General features: G+C 69.6%; 14 protein-coding genes and 3 pseudogenes. 10 read left to right on the plus strand and 7 right to left on the minus strand.

Annotated features, from left to right (window positions below; all coding sequences use genetic code 11):
* Positions 1-6: 6 nt before the first annotated feature.
* Entirely contained in the window at positions 7-1,923 is a 1,917-nt protein-coding gene (dnaK, locus tag QF030_RS02560; protein WP_307161003.1) for a molecular chaperone DnaK, read from the minus strand.
* A gap of 69 nt (positions 1,924-1,992) precedes the next feature.
* Positions 1,993-2,520 carry a general stress protein gene (locus QF030_RS02565; protein ID WP_307161004.1) on the minus strand — a complete coding sequence of 176 codons (528 nt, stop codon included), beginning with the start codon at positions 2,518-2,520 and terminating at the stop codon, positions 1,993-1,995.
* A 311-nt stretch (positions 2,521-2,831) separates the two neighbouring features.
* On the opposite strand from QF030_RS02565, the gene QF030_RS02570 reads away from it, so the two are divergent.
* Positions 2,832-4,538 carry a PucR family transcriptional regulator gene (locus QF030_RS02570; RefSeq protein WP_307161005.1) on the plus strand — a complete coding sequence of 569 codons (1,707 nt, stop codon included), beginning with the start codon at positions 2,832-2,834 and terminating at the stop codon, positions 4,536-4,538.
* 77 nt (positions 4,539-4,615) lie between these two features.
* Here QF030_RS02570 and QF030_RS02575 read toward each other — a convergent pair.
* Positions 4,616-4,810, minus strand: a pseudogene (locus QF030_RS02575) (hypothetical protein); the annotation flags it as partial.
* 361 nt (positions 4,811-5,171) lie between these two features.
* Between QF030_RS02575 and QF030_RS02580 the strand changes: the two are divergent.
* The 3 genes from QF030_RS02580 to QF030_RS02590 are packed head-to-tail and all read left to right on the plus strand — an operon-like array spanning position 5,172 to position 8,829.
* Positions 5,172-5,549 carry a DUF2267 domain-containing protein gene (locus tag QF030_RS02580; protein ID WP_307161006.1) on the plus strand — a complete coding sequence of 126 codons (378 nt, stop codon included), beginning with the start codon at positions 5,172-5,174 and terminating at the stop codon, positions 5,547-5,549.
* 8 nt (positions 5,550-5,557) lie between these two features.
* Entirely contained in the window at positions 5,558-7,741 is a 2,184-nt protein-coding gene (locus QF030_RS02585) for an amylo-alpha-1,6-glucosidase (RefSeq protein WP_307161007.1), read from the plus strand.
* Between the two features lie 5 nt (positions 7,742-7,746).
* Complete coding sequence (locus QF030_RS02590; protein ID WP_307161008.1) at positions 7,747-8,829, plus strand: glycosyltransferase family 4 protein; 1,083 nt, start codon at positions 7,747-7,749, stop codon at positions 8,827-8,829.
* 110 nt (positions 8,830-8,939) lie between these two features.
* On the opposite strand, the gene QF030_RS02595 is transcribed toward QF030_RS02590, so the two are convergent.
* Positions 8,940-10,598: an amidohydrolase gene (locus QF030_RS02595; RefSeq protein ID WP_307161009.1), complete on the minus strand. Its 1,659-nt coding sequence runs from the start codon at positions 10,596-10,598 to the stop codon at positions 8,940-8,942.
* A gap of 27 nt (positions 10,599-10,625) precedes the next feature.
* Entirely contained in the window at positions 10,626-12,140 is a 1,515-nt protein-coding gene (locus QF030_RS02600) for an APC family permease (RefSeq protein ID WP_307161010.1), read from the minus strand.
* Positions 12,141-12,303: 163 nt separating this feature from the next.
* Between QF030_RS02600 and QF030_RS02605 the strand changes: the two genes are divergently transcribed.
* On the plus strand, positions 12,304-13,011 hold the full coding sequence (locus tag QF030_RS02605; protein WP_307161011.1) for a TetR/AcrR family transcriptional regulator: 708 nt from the start codon (positions 12,304-12,306) through the stop codon (positions 13,009-13,011).
* A gap of 45 nt (positions 13,012-13,056) precedes the next feature.
* Positions 13,057-13,260: a barstar family protein gene (locus tag QF030_RS02610; RefSeq protein ID WP_307161012.1), complete on the plus strand. Its 204-nt coding sequence runs from the start codon at positions 13,057-13,059 to the stop codon at positions 13,258-13,260.
* Here QF030_RS02610 and QF030_RS02615 read toward each other — a convergent pair.
* On the minus strand, positions 13,217-13,621 hold the full coding sequence (locus tag QF030_RS02615) for a type II toxin-antitoxin system PemK/MazF family toxin (protein ID WP_307161013.1): 405 nt from the start codon (positions 13,619-13,621) through the stop codon (positions 13,217-13,219). The two genes, QF030_RS02610 and QF030_RS02615, sit on opposite strands and share 44 nt — an antisense overlap.
* A 290-nt stretch (positions 13,622-13,911) precedes the next feature.
* Here QF030_RS02615 and QF030_RS02620 point away from each other — a divergent pair.
* A pseudogene (locus QF030_RS02620) lies at positions 13,912-14,353 on the plus strand (IS701 family transposase); the annotation flags it as partial.
* 11 nt (positions 14,354-14,364) lie between these two features.
* On the opposite strand, the gene mhpA reads toward QF030_RS02620, so the two are convergent.
* Positions 14,365-16,002 carry a bifunctional 3-(3-hydroxy-phenyl)propionate/3-hydroxycinnamic acid hydroxylase MhpA gene (gene mhpA, locus QF030_RS02625; RefSeq protein ID WP_307161014.1) on the minus strand — a complete coding sequence of 546 codons (1,638 nt, stop codon included), beginning with the start codon at positions 16,000-16,002 and terminating at the stop codon, positions 14,365-14,367.
* Positions 16,003-16,194: 192 nt separating this feature from the next.
* Here mhpA and QF030_RS02630 point away from each other — a divergent pair, with 192 nt between their 5' ends.
* The 3 genes and pseudogenes from QF030_RS02630 to QF030_RS02640 all read left to right on the plus strand — a co-directional run bounded on the left by QF030_RS02630 (position 16,195) and on the right by QF030_RS02640 (position 17,611).
* Positions 16,195-16,950: a thioesterase II family protein gene (locus QF030_RS02630; RefSeq protein WP_307161015.1), complete on the plus strand. Its 756-nt coding sequence runs from the start codon at positions 16,195-16,197 to the stop codon at positions 16,948-16,950.
* Between the two features lie 243 nt (positions 16,951-17,193).
* Positions 17,194-17,382 (plus strand): annotated as a pseudogene (locus QF030_RS02635) (type II 3-dehydroquinate dehydratase); the annotation flags it as partial.
* Between the two features lie 13 nt (positions 17,383-17,395).
* Positions 17,396-17,611 (plus strand): alpha/beta fold hydrolase, encoded by a 216-nt coding sequence (locus QF030_RS02640; RefSeq protein WP_307167849.1) that lies wholly within the window; start codon positions 17,396-17,398, stop codon positions 17,609-17,611.
* Positions 17,612-17,634: the final 23 nt, after the last annotated feature.

Here is a 17,634-nt window from a genome sequence, read left to right on the forward strand (position 1 = left end):
GACTCCTCAGCTCTTGTCGAACTCGGCGTCGATCACGTCGTCGTCACCGCCCGTGCCGCCCGGCGCGGCACCGCCCGCACCCGTTCCGTCCGGCGCCCCGGTGCCGTCCTGCTCGCCCGCCGCCGCTCCGGGCCGCTGGGCGGCCAGACCGGCGTAGACCTGCTGCAGCTCGGAGACGAGCGGCCGGACCTTGTCGACCCCGGCCTCGTTCTTGACCGCCTCGCGGGCCTCGCCCACCAGCATCTCGGCGCGGGCCTTCTCGTGCGCGGGCGCGTCGCCGCCCAGCTCGCCCAGGCGCTTCTCCACCTGGTACGCGATGGCGTCGAGTTCGTTGCGGGCGTCGATGGCCTCGCGCAGCGCCTGGTCCTGGTTGCGGTTGCGGTCGGCCTCCTCGATCATGCGCTCGACCTCGCTGCGGTCGAGGTTGGAGGTGTCACTGATGGTGATGCCCTGCTCCTTGCCGGTGTCCTTGTCCCGGGCGGTGACGTTGAGGATGCCGTTGGCGTCGACGTCGAAGATGACCTCGATCTGGGGTCCGCCACGCGGCGCGGGGCGGATGTCGGTGAGCTGGAAGCGGCCGAGGACGCGGTTGTCCGCGGCGAGTTCCCGCTCGCCCTGGAGGACGACGACGTCGACGGCGGGCTGGTTGTCGGTGGCCGTGGTGAAGGTCTCGGTACGGCGCACAGGAATGGTGGTGTTCCGCTCGATGATCTTCGTCATCACGCCACCGGCGGTCTCCACGCCGAGCGACAGCGGGGTGACGTCGAGCAGCAGAACGTCCTTGACCTCGCCCTTGAGGACCCCGGCCTGGATCGCGGCGCCCATCGCCACGACCTCGTCGGGATTGACGCTCATGTTGGGGTCCTTGCCGCCGGTCAGCCGGCGTACCAGGGCCTGTACGGCGGGGATGCGGGTGGAGCCGCCGACGAGGATGACCTCGTCGATGTCGTTCTCGCCGACCTTGGCGTCCTCCATGGCCTGCCTGACCGGACCGAGACAGCGTTCCACCAGGTCAGCGGTGATCTGCTCGAAGGTGGAGCGCATGATCGTCGTGGTCAGGTGCTTGGGCCCGGAGGCGTCGGCGGTGACGAACGGCAGGCTGACCTGGGTCTGGGTCACCGAGCTGAGTTCCGTCTTCGCCTTCTCGGCGGCCTCGAACAGGCGCTGCAGGGCCTGCGGGTCCTTGCGCAGGTCAATGCCGTTCTCCTTCTGGAAGCCGTCGGCGAGCAGGTCGACCAGCCGGCGGTCGAAGTCATCGCCGCCCAGATGGCTGTCGCCCGCCGTGGACCGTACCTCCACCACGCCGTCGCCGACGTCGAGGATGCTCACGTCGAAGGTGCCGCCGCCCAGGTCGAAGACCAGCACCGTCTCGTGTTCCTTCTTGTCCATGCCGTAGGCCAGGGCGGCCGCCGTCGGCTCGTTGATGATCCGCAGCACCTCCAGGCCGGCGATCCGCCCGGCGTCCTTGGTAGCGGTGCGCTGGGCGTCGTTGAAGTAGGCGGGCACCGTGATGACCGCCTCCGTGACCCGCTCTCCCAGTTGCTTGGAGGCGTCTTCGGCGAGCTTGCGCAGCACCTGCGCGCTGATCTCCTCGGGCGCGTAGAGCTTGTCGCGCACCTTGAAGCGGGCGGCGCCGCCCTCTCCCTCGACCACGTCGTACGCGACGGCCTTGGCCTCTTCGGAGATCTCGTCGAAGTGCCGGCCGATGAACCGTTTGGCGGAGTAGATGGTGCCCTTGGGGTTGAGGATCGCCTGGCGGCGGGCCATCTGGCCCACCAGGCGCTCGCCTGTGTCGGTGAAGGCCACCACGGACGGTGTCGTGCGGTTGCCCTCGCTGTTGGGTACGACCGTCGGCTCGCCGCCCTCCCAGACGGCGATCACCGAGTTGGTCGTGCCCAGATCGATGCCTACTGCCTTGGCCATGAGGAACTCCTTCCGCGACGGGCAATCTCCGTTTCGCCCACGGAGTCGCGCCGGGTCTTCCGCACTCGCTCAGGTGACGGCGGGACCGCTCTGCGGGCGGTTGCTCTTCCGAGTCCCGCTTCTTGTGCCGGTGCCGGCCTCGCTGGGCAGCTCGGCCAGCAGCCGCGCCGCCTCGTCGGCGACCGCGTCGTCGGCGACGACGTCGTACCTGCTGGGCTGCATGAAGCTCACCGAGGCGAAGTCGCGGCGGCCTTGCTGGGCCGCGTGCGCCAGCAGGCCGAGCAGTGCGCCGACGAGTGCTCCGAAAACCAGCCCGTACAGGGCGAGGAGCAGTCCCGACACGACCGGGTCCAGCCAGTTCAGCAGCCCGAAGATCCACCCGATCAGTGCACCGGGCAGGGCGCCGCTCGCCGCGCCGTGCAGTGCGGCCTCGCCATGGCCCATGCGGCCGGTCACCTGCTCGACCAGGCGCACGTCCTGCCCGATGATGGCCGTCCGCTCGACGGGAAACCCCTGATCGGAAAGGTGATCGACGGCGCGTTCCGCCTCTTGGTAGGTCGTGTACGAGGCGATGGTCCTGCGGGTCTGCTCGTTCATCGGCCAGTCCTTCCTGCCACGGCTGCCGGTGCGCCCGGCGATCCCTGACACGCCCAGAGTGGCAAGAGAGCAGCGCGCTCCGCCTGCACCCGACAGGTCAGAAATCAACACAATCGGTCGGTCCACGGGAGTAGGGCTAAAATTCGGACAAGTCGCATGGCCTTGCCCAGGCCGGGTACTCAGGGCTGACCCAGGCGTGGATCCCGCTCTCTCGATCGTCTCCGATGACCGGAAGAGAGAGACCGGAAGGGAACGGAGTGATGGCCTGCCATCCGTCACAGAGACCTCCCCCTCACGTCCCCGAGCAAGATGTGACCCGCCACCCGGGCAACCTTGCGGGCACCGAACGGCAGGACCCCCGTCCGCTCGCGGCGCTGGACCCACACGGGCTGCTGGCGCTGTCGGGCACCCTGTTCACCTGCACGCAGCAGAGTGAGATCGTGCGGTTGGCCATGCGGCACGTCAGTGCTCTCGGGCCCTACCACGCCCAGGCCGGATACCTCGCGACGGACGACGGCCTGTCCCGCGTCCCCGGCGACGACGCGGGAGCGCCAACGGTCGACGAAAGCCTGGAAGAACTGGGCGAGGCTGACGGCTCCGTATCCCTTCCGGACTGGTCCTGGAACTGGGCGTTCGGCTTGCGCGGGGTCGGCGGTCTGCTCGGCTACATCGTGGTCTCCTCCCACTCCGGGCCCGATGAGCAGGGGCACGTCCTCCTCTCGACCCTTGTGGGGCTCACATCGGCGGCCATGTCACTGACGGTCACGCGCGCCGCGCACCACGACAACGCCGCCGAACTGAGCCGACTCCGCACCGAACGGGACACAGCCCTGCGGCAGTTGGACACCATGCGCTCCAAGCTGAACCTGCAGAAGACGGTGCACGAGACCCTCGCCCGTGTCGCTGCCCGGGGCGGCGGCGAGGACGCCATCACCCAGGCGCTGTACGAGCTCACCGGGCTGTCGGCGCTCATCGAGGACCGGTTCGGCAACCTGAGATCCTGGGCCGGTCCCGATCGGCCCGATCCCTATCCGGTGCGGTCCACGACCTACCAGGCAGAGATGCTGCGGCAGGTCGGGCGCGAGGCGAGCCCCGTCAGGGTCAAGGACCGGCTGATCGCCCTGGCCCGGCCGCGCGGCGACCTCCTCGGCGTACTTGCCCTCGAGGACCCCGAGGCGACGGCCAACGAGCACACCATGTTCGCCTTGGATCACGCCCAGTGGTCGCTCGCCCAGGAGCTCATGCACATGCGCGACATCACCGAGGTGGAACTGCGGCTTCGCCGCCAGCTGATCGACGACCTGCTGGAGGGCACTGACGAGGCGAGCGCCTACGCCCGGGCCGAAGCCGTCGGCCACGACCTGCAACGTACCCACTACGTGGTCGTGGTGCACTGGCCGGGCAACGCCCCCGACGACTCCTTCACCCGTGCCGTCGAGCGAGCGACGGGCACCACGGCGATCCGTCCACTGATCACCCGTCGCGGCGACCGGGTGGTTCTGCTGACCGAAGCAAGGCCCGACGACGATGCCGTGCACGCGGCGCTGGCCCAAGAGCTGGGGACGCCCGACGGAGCGATCGGGGTGAGCACCCGCTGCGACTCTCCGGACGGCGTTCCCCGCTGCTATGAGGAGGCACAGCGGGCCCTGGAGGTGCGGCAGAACTCCCGCCAGCGCAGTGGGACGACGTTCTTCGACGACCTCGGGCTGTACCGGATCCTGGGGCCCGGCAACGATCTCCGGGAGCTCGAAGGCTTCGTGCGAGAGTGGCTCGGCCGGCTGATCGACTACGACACAGGGCATGACACGGAGCTGGTGGAGACGCTCTCGCGCTACTTCGACTGCGGAGGCAACTACGACGACGCGGCTGCCGCGCTGACGGTCCACCGCAGCACCCTGCGCTACCGGCTGCAGCGCATTCGTGAGATCAGCGACCGCGACCTGGGGGATGTGGACACGCGGCTCAATCTGCAGGTGGCAACGCGCATCTGGAGGATCATCCTGGGTGGGCGGCAGTGACGCCGACATGGTGACGAGTACCTGCTCGGCGATGACCGTGGCGGCACGACAGGCAGCCGCGTCGGGTGACCGCCGACCCCTTGCACTCGCCTTTTGACGGAGCGACAGAGCGAGTTGGCATAGGCGTCCAGCCGGCGGCCACGGGCGTCCTGGAAAACCTCCTCGGCATCCAGACGCGCCTTGTGGGCGACAATGTCGCCGTCAAGCCGGTCGAGAACGATCTGGGCACGGGCGAGGGCGTAGCGTTCCCAGCCGGGCATCCCGGCCCCGCGAACTCGGTGGGCGTGACGAGGTCGAGCGCGGCGGGGAAGCCGACCGCGCCAGCAGACACAGCACTCTGACGACCATCCGTAGACCGGAGCCGGCGTCCCCTGCCGTGGCGGAAGCCGTCGGCACTTGTGCTCGGAGGCCTATCGCGCTCACCGCTTTTCCTCCCGCCGGGAGCAGGCGGGGTGTGGCCCACATCCGGAGCATAGAAATGCCGGAAATATTAGATATTGCTCGGCCTCGGCTGAGCCGCATGCACCATGACGCGCATCAGCCCGTCACCCCCACACCCACGACGCAGCCTGCGGTGGCTGTCTCAAGAGCTCCGCCAGGGAGCTGCACAGGCACAGCAAGAAGGGACGGCTCATGGACTACAACACTTTCCTCGACACCATCACCCGGCGCGCCCCCGTCCCCCCGGAGAAGGCGGAGCCCGTCACTCGTGCCACCCTGGAAACCCTGGCTGAGCGGCTCACCAGGGGTGAGGCGGAGGACCTCGCGTCCGAACTGCCCAAGCCGCTGCAGGAGCCCCTGGTCTCTCCCACTCCGGAGGCCGAGCCCTTCGGACTCGACGAATTCATCAATCGGGTGAGCAGGCGAGCAGGGGTGAGCCCGGACGAGGCCCGCGAGGGCGTACGGGCCGAGCTGAGCACCCTGAAGGACGCGGTCAGTGACGGCGAGTTCCGCCACGTGATGTCCCAGCTGCCCCGGGACTTCGAGGCTCTCGTCGGCGCCTCGGGCTAGGAGGAGCCATGACCGACGAGGTCGGCACCATCATCGAGGAGACGGAACCGGCCGTGCTCACGGCGGCCACCGTCACACTGGTCGAGGGGCCGACGTTCTGCGTCTCGGGCACCTCGGGCGACATGGAGGCCGAGGTGCCGCAGGGGCTGTTCTTCCGCGACATGCGGGTCATCTCCGACTGGCAGGTCCGAGTGGACGGCCACCGGCCGCACCACCTCACCGTGCTCTCCCAGGACCCCTACAGCACGACGTTCGTCTCCCGCGTCCCGCCACACGGCTCGCAGAGCGAACTCCTGCTGGAACGTCGGCGCTACGTCGGCGAGGGGATGCGCGAGGACCTCCGGTTGCGCAACCTCAGTACGCGTCCGATGACGGTGCCGCTCACACTGGATGTGGGCGCCGACTTCGCCGATGTGTTCGCGGTCAAGGAGAACCGCGTACGCCTGGTGGGCGAGGTCACGGCCACGCCCACCGGCGAGGCTCTGGAACTCGTGTTGCACTCGGGTGATTCCCTGCGCGGAGTGCGGGTGGAGAGCAGCGATGCCACCGCGCGGCCGGACGGGCTGGATTTCCTCGCCGAGCTGCCGGCGCGTGGCGAGTGGTGCACCACCGTCCTGGTCCGCCCCAGCGTCGAGGGCGAGGAGGCCGGCAGCGTCTTCCGTCCGGGGGCGGAGCCCGGCGAGTCCGAGCCGGCGCGCCGCCTGCGTGCCTGGCGCGAGAGCGCCCCGCGCATCACCGACATCGAGGACCCGGAACTGCACAAGACGCTGCGGCGGAGCCTGGAGGACCTGGGCGCGCTGCGCATCTTCGACCCACGGCACCCCGAGCACACGGCGATCGCCGCAGGGGCCCCGTGGTTCATGGCCCTGTTCGGCCGCGACTCGCTGCTGTCCTCGTACATGGCACTGCCGCTGGACCAAACCCTGGCCCTGGGCACCCTGCAGACCCTGGCCCGCGACCAGGGCCGCAAGACCGACCCGGACACCGAGGAAGAGTCCGGGCGCATCCTGCACGAAACCCGGTTCGGACTGGACTTCCCGCTGGCCCGCGGCGGCGGCAGCGTCTACTACGGCACTGCCGACGCCACCCCGTTGTTCGTGATCGTTCTGGGGGAGCTCAGCCGGTGGGGCATCGCGCCCGATGCGGTCGAGGAGCTGCTGCCGCATGCCGACCGGGCGCTGCAGTGGATCGAGGAGTACGGCGACCGGGACGGCGACGGCTTCGTGGAGTACCAGCGGATGACCGGCAACGGCCTGCTCAACCAGGGGTGGAAGGACTCCTACGACGGCGTCAACTTCGCCGACGGCAGTCTGGCCGAACCGCCGATCGCCCTGTGCGAGGTGCAGAGCTACGTCTACGCGGCCTACGTTGTGCGCTCGCACTTCGCCCACGAGGCGGGCGACCAGAAGGCGGTCGAGCACTGGACGCAGCGCGCGGACGCGCTGAAGGAGGCCTTCAACGAGCAGTTCTGGCTGCCTGAACGCGGGTGGTACGCGGTCGGCCTCGACCGGGACAAACGCCCGATCGACGCCCTGGCCTCCAACATGGGCCACTGCCTTTGGACCGGGATCGCCGACCGCGACAAGGCCGAGCACGTGGCAGAGCGGCTGCTGTCACCGGAGATGTTCACCGGCTGGGGCGTACGCACCCTGGCGTCCACGATGGGTGCGTACAACCCCATGAGCTACCACAACGGCTCGGTCTGGCCGCACGACAACGCCCTTGTGGCCACAGGCCTGATGCGGTACGGCTTCGTGGAACATGCCCAGCGGGTGGCGACCGGCATCCTCGACGCCGCAGAGGCCTTCGGCGGCCGGCTGCCAGAGCTGTTCTGCGGCTTCGACCGCAGCGACTACGACGCGCCGCTGCCGTATCCCACTTCTTGCTCCCCGCAGGCCTGGGCCGCTGCCACCCCGGTCCAACTGGTACGCGCACTGCTGCGGATCGACCCCTGGATGTCGCACGGTCAGGTATGGGTCGCCCCGGCCTGGCCGGCCCGCTACGGACGTCTGCGCATCCACAACATCCCGTTGGCCGGCCGACGCGTCGAACTGGAGGTGGACGGCGAGTCGACCCGCGTCACAGGGCTGCCCGACGAAGTCGAGATCGTGCACCAGCCCCGTCGGCCCCTGCGCGCGGCACCGAACCACCAACACCGCCAAACCCCTGCCCCGTTGCCGGCAGGAGAGTGAACGACATGCCCCGCATCCCTCCGCTGAACATCGCGATGATCTCGACGCCCTGGTTCGAACTCCCGCCGGCCGGCTACGGAGGGACCGAGGCGATGTGCGCGGCCCTGGTCGACGGGCTCGTCGAATTGGGCCACCAGGTCACCGTCATCGGCGTGGGACACAACGGCACCCTGGGTCGCTTCGTCGCCACATACGAGACCCCCCAGGGCGACCACCTGGGATCTGTCGGGCCGGAAGTGGTGCATGCCGCACGAGCGGCCGGAACTCTGGCCTCTCTTCGTCCCGACGTCATCCACGACCACAGCACCGCGGGCCCCCTCCAGGCACGCCGACGTCGTGCCCCCACCGTGGTGACCGCGCATGGACCCGTTTCCGGAGTAACCGGCGAGTACTACCGCGCCCTGGGCGACACGGTGCATCTGGTGGCCATCTCCCGAGCCCAGCAGGCACAGGCCCCGGACATCTTGTGGTCCGGCCAGATATACAACGCGGTACGTACCGCCGACTACCCGTACCGCCTCCGCAAGGGCCGTCACGCCCTCTTCCTCGGCCGACTCGCCGCGGACAAGGGAGTCCACCTGGCCATTGACGCAGCCCGCCGGGCGGACATGCCGATCCTCATCGCCGGCGCGTGCAACGACCCGGCGGAGCGGGCCTACGTCGACGCAGAGGTCCGGCCCCGGCTGGGCGAGGACGCCCGATGGATCGGCGAAGCCGATCACGCCACCAAACTCGGCCTGCTCGCCGACGCCCGGTGCCTCGTCTTCCCCATCTGCTGGGAGGAGCCCTTCGGCATGGTCATGGTGGAGGCCATGGCCTGCGGCACACCAGTCGTCGCCCTGCGCCGCGGCTCAGTACCGGAAATCGTCGATGACGGCGTCACCGGCTTCATCTGCGACCGGCCCGAACAACTGCCCGCCGCGCTCCGCTCCGTGGACCGCCTCTCTCCGCAGGCCTGCCGGGAACGAGTATGCAACCGGTTCGACACCCTGAACATGGCCAGCGCGTACCAGACGCTCTACCGCCTGCTGGCCGGCGACCGGACCCAACCGGCGACGGCCGTGTCAGGGGGCCGGCCACGCGACTGACCTGCATCGATCTTCGGGCTGCGCCGTGCAGGAGTCACCGCCGGAATGGGGCTCCGCCAGACGGGGACTGGAAACGGAGCGATAGCCACCGCGCCAGTCCCCGACCCCGCTCAGGCGTTGGAGGCGGCGTGTACGCGCTTGCCCTCGACGAAGGTCTGCAGGACGCGGGTGGCGGCGATCTCCGTGGGCGGGCCCGCGAACGGGTCGCGGTCCAGGACGACGAGGTCGGCGAACTTCCCGGGCGTGATGCTGCCGGTGGTGTCGTCCAGGTGGTTCACATGGGCGCTGCCCGCCGTGTACGCGGCGACGGCGGCCCCCAGGTCGAGGCGTTGCTCCGGCAGGAAGGCCTTCGTGCCCTCGGGCGCGTCGGGGGCGATCCGGTTGACGGCGACATGGACGGCTGCCAGCGGGTCCGGGCTGCTGACCGGCCAGTCGCTGCCCGCCGCGAGGGTGGTGCCGGCGCGCAGCAGATCACCGAACGGGTACTGCCAGGTGCCGCGTTGAGCGCCGAGGAAGGGCAGGGTCAGCTCGTCCATCTGGGGTTCGTGGGCAGCCCACAGTGCCTGCATATTGGCGGTGGCGTTCAACGAGCGGAAACGCGGGACGTCTTCGGGGTGGACGACCTGGAGGTGCGCCAGGTGGTGGCGGGTGTCGCGCCATCCGTTGGCGGCGCGGGCGGCCTCCACGGCGTCCAGCGCCTCGCGGACCGCGCGGTCCCCGAGCGCGTGGAAGTGGACCTGGAAGCCGAGGGCGTCTAGTTCGGTGACGTGCGCCCTCAGCTCGCCGGGCTCGATGAAACTGATGCCGCTGTTGTCGGAGGCGCAGCCGCAGCTCGTGAGATACGGGTCGAGCATGGCGGCGGTGTGGTTTTCCGCGATGCCGTCCTGCATGATCTTGACGGTGGTGGCCTGGAACCGGCTCCGGCTCAGCTCCTCCCGTCGGGCGACAAGTTCGGGGATCTGATCGGAGCCCCGACCGCGGTCCCACCACAGGGCGCCGACCACCCGGGCGGTGAGCAGGCCGTCCGCGATGGCCGCGTGGTACGCGGGGGCCGGGTCGGTCATGTTGGCGTACGCGCCGATGATGGCGTCCTGCCAGGCGGTGACGCCGTACGAGTGCAGTACGGCCTGGGCCCGCAGGAGAGCTGCGGTCTGTTCCTCGGGGGTGGGGTCGGGCACCAGAGCGCCGACGACGTGGACCGCGCCTTCCTGGAGCATCCCCGTGGGGTTGCCCTCGGCGTCGCGTTCGATGCGGCCGTCGGCCGGGTCCGGTGTACGGGAGTCGAGACCGGCCCGCTCCAGGGCGCGGGTGTTGACCCAGGCGCCGTGATGGTCACGATTGGGCAGGAAGACGGGCCGGTCGGGAACGATCGCGTCGAGCAGGGCCGCGGTGGGGGTGCCGCCGGGGAATGCCTCCATGGACCAGCCACCGCCGGTGATCCACTCGGCGTCCGGGTGGCTGTCGGCGTACACCTTGATGCGCCGCAGATACTCCCGGGGGTCGACGGTGTCGTTCAAATGGCACAGGGCGAGTTCGATGCCCGCACCCTGGGGGTGGACGTGCGCGTCCTGGAAGCCCGGCAACAGCAGGCGCCCGGCGAGGTCGACGACCTCGGTGCGGGCGCCGATCAGATCGAGGACCTCGTCGTGGCCGACGGCGACGATCCGCCCGCCGCGCACGGCCACGGCGGTGGCGCGGCTGCGGGCGGGATCGACGGTGTGGACGGAGCCGCCGGTGAAGACGAGATCGGCGGCCTGGTGGTGGGACATGGGGTGATCTCCGGGGAGGGTGGGGGATCAGGCGGGCGTACGGTCCATGGGGAGGGCGAGGGCGTCGGCATCGGTGCCGTGCCCGGTGGTGAAGTACGGCGATCGGCGGCCGTACTTGGCGACCGCCGCCATGACGAATCCGCCGATGACGATGGCGGCGGGCAGGGACAGCATGAACCAGCCGTTGTCCGGGCTGAGTTCGAAGTGGTCGCTCATGGTGAGGTAGGAGTAGCCGAGGTAGACCCCGAGGCCGAGCAGGATCGTCCCGGAGGCGGCGGGCACGCCGATCGCGAGCAGTGCCTCGCGCGGTCCTTCGTGGCGGGCGGCGCGGAAGCGGACGGCGCAGGCGAGCGCGGTGAGGCCGTAATAGAGGGCTACGACCAGGCCGATGGCGTTGACGGCGGCCAGCAGCATGTCGCTCAGCTTGGGAATGACGACGGCGAGCCCTGCGATGCCGGCGGCGATCGACATGACGATGACGGTTCCGGCGGCAGGGGTGCCGTACTTGGGGTTGATACGGGTCCACACCCGGCCCATCGTGCGGTCACGGCCCATGGCCAGCAGGCCGCGGGCAGTGGGGATGACGGAGGACTGAACGGAGGCCACGGCCGAGAACATCAGGGCGAGCAACGGCAGGCTCGCCCAGGGTTCGGCGGCCAGCTTGGCGCCGAGGTACGGCAGCGCCTGGGGACCGTTCTTGATGAGTTCGGGCAGGCTCATCTCCCGCTGGAAGGCGACCGAGGCGAAGATGAACAGGCCGAGCATGGCGAACAGGGCGATGAAGCCACCGCGAGCGGAGTCTTCCGGGCTCTTGGTCTCCTCGGTGACGCTGAAGGCCGCGTCCCAGCCCCAGAAGAAGAACACCGCCAGTACCAGCCCCTGGGCGAAGGCCTTACCGCTGGATATCTCGAAGGGGTTGAACCACGACAGTGAGAACTCCTGCCGGCCGGTGACCAGGGCCCAGGTACAGAAGAACAGCAGCACGGCGTACTCGAAGACGAGCAGGCCGAACTGCAGCCGGGTGGCGCTGCGCACCCCGGTGACCGCCAGGACGGTGACCGCCGCGAGGACCACCAGGCCGACGGCGGTGCTCACGGCCGTGGACTGCGGGTCGAGGGAGATCCCGGCGAGGCTGTTCAGGCCGGCCTTGTTGGCGAAGATCAGCACCACCGAACCGGTGACCGCGCCGGTGAAGGCGAGGAAGATCACCGTGCCGACGATGGTGACCCAGCCGGTCAGGAAGCCGGGCCACGGGCCGAGGGACTTGCCGACCCATACATAGCCGTTGCCGCAGTTGGGTTCTGAGCGGTTGAGGCGGGCGTATGCCGAGGCGATACCCAGCACGGGCAGGAACGCCAGCAGCATGAGGGCAGGGGCCTGGAGGCCCACGGTGGCGGCGATGGTGCCCATACCGATGGCGATACTGGTGGTGGCCGCCGTACTGGAGGCGGCGATGGCGACACCGTCGACGACACCGAGGGAGCGGCGCAGCTCTGCGGGAGGACGGGCCGGGGTGGTCCGGCCGGGCGGGGTGGACGTCATGGAAGGCTCCTCGCGGGGAGGGGACGGGGAAGGGAGGGAAGAGCCGTGGGGGAAATGCGATCGAACAATAGGCGCACATATTGCGTCAACCCTGTTGACATAACACCGCGGCCGGCCGTCCACTGAGCGTGCGGAAGTCCATCGCCGCGAGAGGAGTCCCGGTATGCCCACCCGTGTCCCGCAGGAACGCAGGCGTCGCCGCCCCACACGCTCAGGGGTTGTTCTGTCCAAGGACCTGATCGTGGAGACCGCGCTGCGGCTGATCGGCGAGCACGGCCACGAGGCGCTGAGCGTGCGCCGTCTGGGCGCCGTCCTGGACTGCGACCCCAGTGCGCTCTACCGCTACTTCCGCAACACCGACGACCTGCTGCTGGCCATCGCCGACCGGATCATCGGGGACGCCATGGAGGGGTTCACCCCCGGCCCCGACTGGGCGGCCTCACTACGCGAGATGGCGCTGCGAGTGCGCGCCGGATACCTCGCCCATCCACGCGCCGCCGCTATGGCCTCGTACCGCGTCACCCGCCGCGACAACGAGATCCGCGCCGTGGAGACCGGGGTCGGCCTGCTGCTGTCCGCGGGCTTCGAACCCGCTCGTGCCGTCCGCCTCTACCTGGCGTTCATCGACACCGTCCTCGGCCACGCCGCCATGGACGCGGCGAGTCTGGCGCTCCCGGCGCACCAGCGCGAGGCCGACCAGCAGGCGTGGACGGAGGTCTACCGGACGGTGAACCCCGAGGCGTACCCGGCCCTGACCGCCGTACGCGACGAACTGCACGCCATGGCGGACAGTTCCTTCGAGGAGGCGGTGGACCTGCTGCTGGCGGCGCTCGCCGCCCGCGCCCCAGCCGACGGGCACGGAGAGCGGTGATGTCAGCCGGCCTCACCGGCCGCCAGGAGATGGCAGCATGGCGCGGTGGTCACCATTGATGTCGGCGGGATATCCGATGAGCGCATGTTGCATCTCCTGCTGAAGCGAGAGCTACGCTTTCCCGACGTCTACGGCATGGACTGGGCCGCTTCCTGGGACCCGATCACCGGCCTGGTCGCATTGGGGGCGTCGGTTCCTTCTTCGCCTACCCGAGGCCGCCGAGACGGAGGGCGTCCCGCATCTCGCTGAGTTTCGCGGTTGTCGCCGGGGTCCACTCCTGCGTTTGTCCGGCAAGACGGAGGGCGTCCTCAATCTCGCTGAGCTTCGCGGAGGGCAGGACGCCTGCCCGCTCGATCAGGTCGTCCCGGGACACGGTGGTCAGCCACGTGCACGGGATAAAGCCTGGACGCGTGAACGCGAACCGCAGCACGCCCTCAAAGGGCAGCCCTTCCATGGCGCCAACTCGCACTTCGACGCCCAGACCGCTCATGTCGACGCCCGCCGGCGCGACGACCTGCATCGCCCGGATCCCGGACGCGTCGTCTACCGACAGCAGTACGAACAGTCGCCGCTCGTCGAACCCCACCCACCAGACTTCGCCACGTTGCACATGTCCTCCTGACACGGGGCGGCAGGCGAACCTGCGCGACCCTGACGCACTGTGGAGACGGGCGCGGCCACCGTTGATCATCGGTGTGTGAAGACAAACGATCACGCGGTGGCTGCGGGTCACAGTCTACCCTGCCCGCCGGCAGGAGGCGTTTGAGGCCTGATGAGCCGGATCGCAGGACACGCGGGTCGAACCCCGGCGTCGCGTCCGGCAGTTGGCACTCGGGCGGCACGGGCACGCAGCGGTGGACCGGGACTGAAGGTTCCGCGCTCCTGGACCTCCGGCTCCGCAACCCGACGCTGCGAACCGCGCTGGAGGAACGTGGCACCGGCTCCGTGCTCGCGGTGGCCTGCTCGCACGAAGTCACCACCGGCGCCGCGAAGTTCCGCGCGGACGCCCTCGCCGATCAGGTACCCAAGCGGGCCTGGCAGAAGCTGTCCGCAGGTGCCGGGGCCAAGGGCCACCGCCTCTACGACCGGGCCGTCACCGACCTCGTCGGCCCCCGGCCCGCAAGTCGCCAGTTGCTCATCCGCCGTGACCGCAGCACCGGCGAACTCGCCTACTACCGCTGCTACTCGCCCGCACCGGTGCCGCTGCACCCTGGTGCGCGTTGCTGGATCGAGATGGCGGGTGGAGGAGTTCTTCCAGTCCGGCAAGGGCCTGGCCGCCCTGGACGAGCACCAGGTCCGCCGCTACCCGTCCTGGTCCCGCTGGGTCACCCCGGCCATGCTCAGGATCACGGACTACGGCTGGAGTACTCCTGCTCCAGCACGCGACTGGAGTACCAGGCGGGCCCGCAGGTCGTCCACCAGCGCCGCCGCTGCCCCCAGGCCTGAGGCCGCCCCATACACGTGGTAGTCCGGACGGATCAATACCGCGTCGGCCCCGTGGCGAGCCAGGAAAGTGCGGTAGACGCCGCCCACGTCGGCCACCGACATGTTCTGCGGCGTCCCGTCCTCGGGGAGCAGCGTCACCACGTGCGTGCCCAGATCCGTGAGGAAGGCCGACTGCTCCGCGTCGAGGTCGGCGGCCGTGCCCTCTGCCAGCATCAGAACGAAGCCGCGGCCGACCACATCGTCGAAAAGGCCAGTGCCTCCAAGGCCGCGTATCCGGCCCTGGGGGACCACCTCGCCCGCCGGGGATATGGGCGACCCGTCCACTCTCCGGTGAAGGAGCCCCTCTGTGAGGGGCAACGCCGGGTCCGGAACCGCCGGACCGCGGCCGCGGCGGCCTGCCAGGATCGTGGAATCGCGCTCGGCCGCAGCCACGGGGTCCGTCACGCAGATCACCCGGCCCAGCTGGACCGAGGACAGAATCGACTTGCGTACCTGCGCGCGGCGTTCCTCTGTGTAGGTGTCGAGAAGCGACTCCGGCGCGAGGCCGCCCACTACCAGGTCCAGCTTCCACACCAGGTTGACTACGTCGCGGATGCCCGAGCACATGCCCTGCCCGGCGAACGGCGGCATCAGATGGGCCGCGTCCCCGGCCAGCAGTACCCGACCGACCCGCCACTGCTCGGCCCAGCGGGACTGGAAGATGTACGTGGTGCTGCGCAGCAGCGTCGCCGTGTCGGGGGTCACCCCGTAGGGAGCGAGAAGCCGCCAGGCGGTTTCCTCCCGGTTCAGGTCCGCGGCACGCTCGCCGGGCAGCCGCATGAACTCCCAGCGCCGGTGCCCCGGACCGCTGCCGACCAGGGTGGTAGGCCTGGCAGGGTCACAGATCTGGACGTTGGTGGGGACGAACTCGCCCGGCTCGTGCAGCTGCACATCGCACAGCAGCCACTCGTAGGAAAAGCCGAGATCGGTGACCGGCACATCCAGACGGTCCCGGACGAAGCTGTTGGCACCGTCACAGCCCACCACCCACCTCGCGGTGTACGTCTGGGCTGCGCCGTCCTCGTCCTCGGCCGTCACCACGACCCGGTCGTCTTGCTCCTCGATTCCCACCACCTGGCGGCCCTGTACCACAGTCACTCCGGGCAGCCCGGCTGCCCGCGAGGCCAGCAGTTCCTCGAGGGCGGGCTGGTGCATGGTACTGGCGTCAGGCCACCCGTACGGGCCTTCTGGGCGAAAGACGATGTCGAGGAGTACCTCACCGTCGGCGGAATGCCACTGGTAACCGGTGGCGGGCTCGGTGATCCGGCCGAGGCTCGGGCCCGTCCCGCAGCCGACGAGCAGCCGTGCCGTCTCGCCGTCGAAGCTGGTCGCCCTGGGCAGGGTGTAGGGGCGTCGGCGCCGTTCCAGGACCATGGTCTGTCGGCCGCGCTGTGCCAGCAGGATCCCGAGAGTGGCCCCGACTGGGCCATTGCCGACGACAATCACGTCCACATCTGTCTCGGGGCTCGCGCTGGCGGACTGCTTGTGCGGTGACGTCTCGGGCACGGGAAACCCCTCATCGCAGGGTGGCTGGCGCAGGCACAACTGCCGGAATCGGGACGGCGCAAGACTAACAATCCGTACCGGCGTTCGGGCCGCTCGAGGGCTTGGGACTATCAGATCTGGGGATACGCGGTTCCACCTGCACGAACCTAGGCTTCCTCTATTCCCTCACCAACCACGAGGAGCTCGTCCGGCATGCATCAAGCAACGGCGCAGTTCGAGAAATGGGTGAGTGTCTCGCACCCCGCGCCGCAGAGCAATGTGCGGCTTGCGTGCCTTCCGTACGCGGGCGGCTCTGCAAGCTTCTTCTTCCCGGTGTCCAAGGCGCTGCACCCATCGGTGGAGGTGTTGGCCCTCCAGTACCCAGGTCGGCAGACCCGTCTCCACGAACCGAGGATCGACAACATCCCCGAGTTCGCGGACCAGATCTTCGCCGCGCTGCGGCACCTGGACGACAAGCCACTGGCCCTGTTCGGCCACAGCATGGGCGCTGTCCTCGCGTACGAGGTGGCGCTGCGCATGCAGGACGCCGGGCTGCCTGCGCCGGTACGGCTGTTCGCGTCCGGCCGGCGGGCGCCGTCCCGCTATGGTGACGAGCGGGTGCACACGGGGAGTGACGCTGAACTCGTGGCCGAGCTCAGGAAGCTCAGCGGAACCAACGAGATACTGCTCGGCGACCCGGAGGTGCTGGCGATGATCCTGCCGGCCATCCGCAGCGACTACACCGCCATTGAACGGTACCGGCACGAGCCCGGCCGACGCCTCGACTGCCCGGTGACCGTGCTCACCGGAGACAGCGACCCCCGGGTCTCCCTTGATGAGGCCGAGGCATGGGCCGAGCACACCACCGGGGCGAGTGAAACGGAGGTCTTCCGGGGCGGCCACTTCTTCCTCGTAGACCGCGTAGCCGAGGTCATCGACCTGGTGGCCCGGCGACTGGGGCCGTTCTGAAAGACCTCCGCGACGTCGCGGCACCTGACACGCTTCCCCGCTGCCTCAAGTGCATGCGAGGAACCCGCAACTCACCGAGCGCACCGCTCCGAGACCTCGGCAGCGCACGGCGAAAGCACGCACCGAACACCGCGCCCCTCCTTCTCCCCCGGAGGTCACAAGAGAGGCCTCCGGGCCTGCAGACCAACCCGACCCTTAATCGGGAGAGAAGCAGAGATGCCCCTGGCCGCCCCCACGCCGACGATCGCCGGCTGGAGCCTGCGGGACGCGCTCGCGAGCTACGAGCACCCGTGGATCGAGGTACACCTCGGCAACGTGTGGGCGCGGGAGCAGTTCCGGCACGAATCGATCACCGCTTCTCCGGCCTCCGGCGTCGTGGTAGGCCTCGGCGCGTCCGGCTACCGCCTGGCGGCCCGAGCCCTATTGCCCGTAACCGCGCGCTCCGATGACCAAGCCGACGCCGGACCGGCGCGCCGCCAGCGCGGACATCGCTGTGCCGTGCCGCGTGGTCTCTCTCGCCCAGGACCTGGTCGCCACGCCCGTATACGGCCGCGAGCTCGCCGACACGATCCCCGGCGCCACGTTCGAGGTCGTCGACGACGCGGGGCACTCCGGGTACCTGGGAACACGCGATGCGCGCGCCGCCCCTCGACGCCCGTAGACGGCAGCAGACGGGTCCTGTAC

The sequence above is a fragment of the Streptomyces rishiriensis genome (genome assembly GCF_030815485.1).
In the GTDB taxonomy this organism is placed as follows: Bacteria; Actinomycetota; Actinomycetes; order Streptomycetales; family Streptomycetaceae; genus Streptomyces; species Streptomyces rishiriensis_A.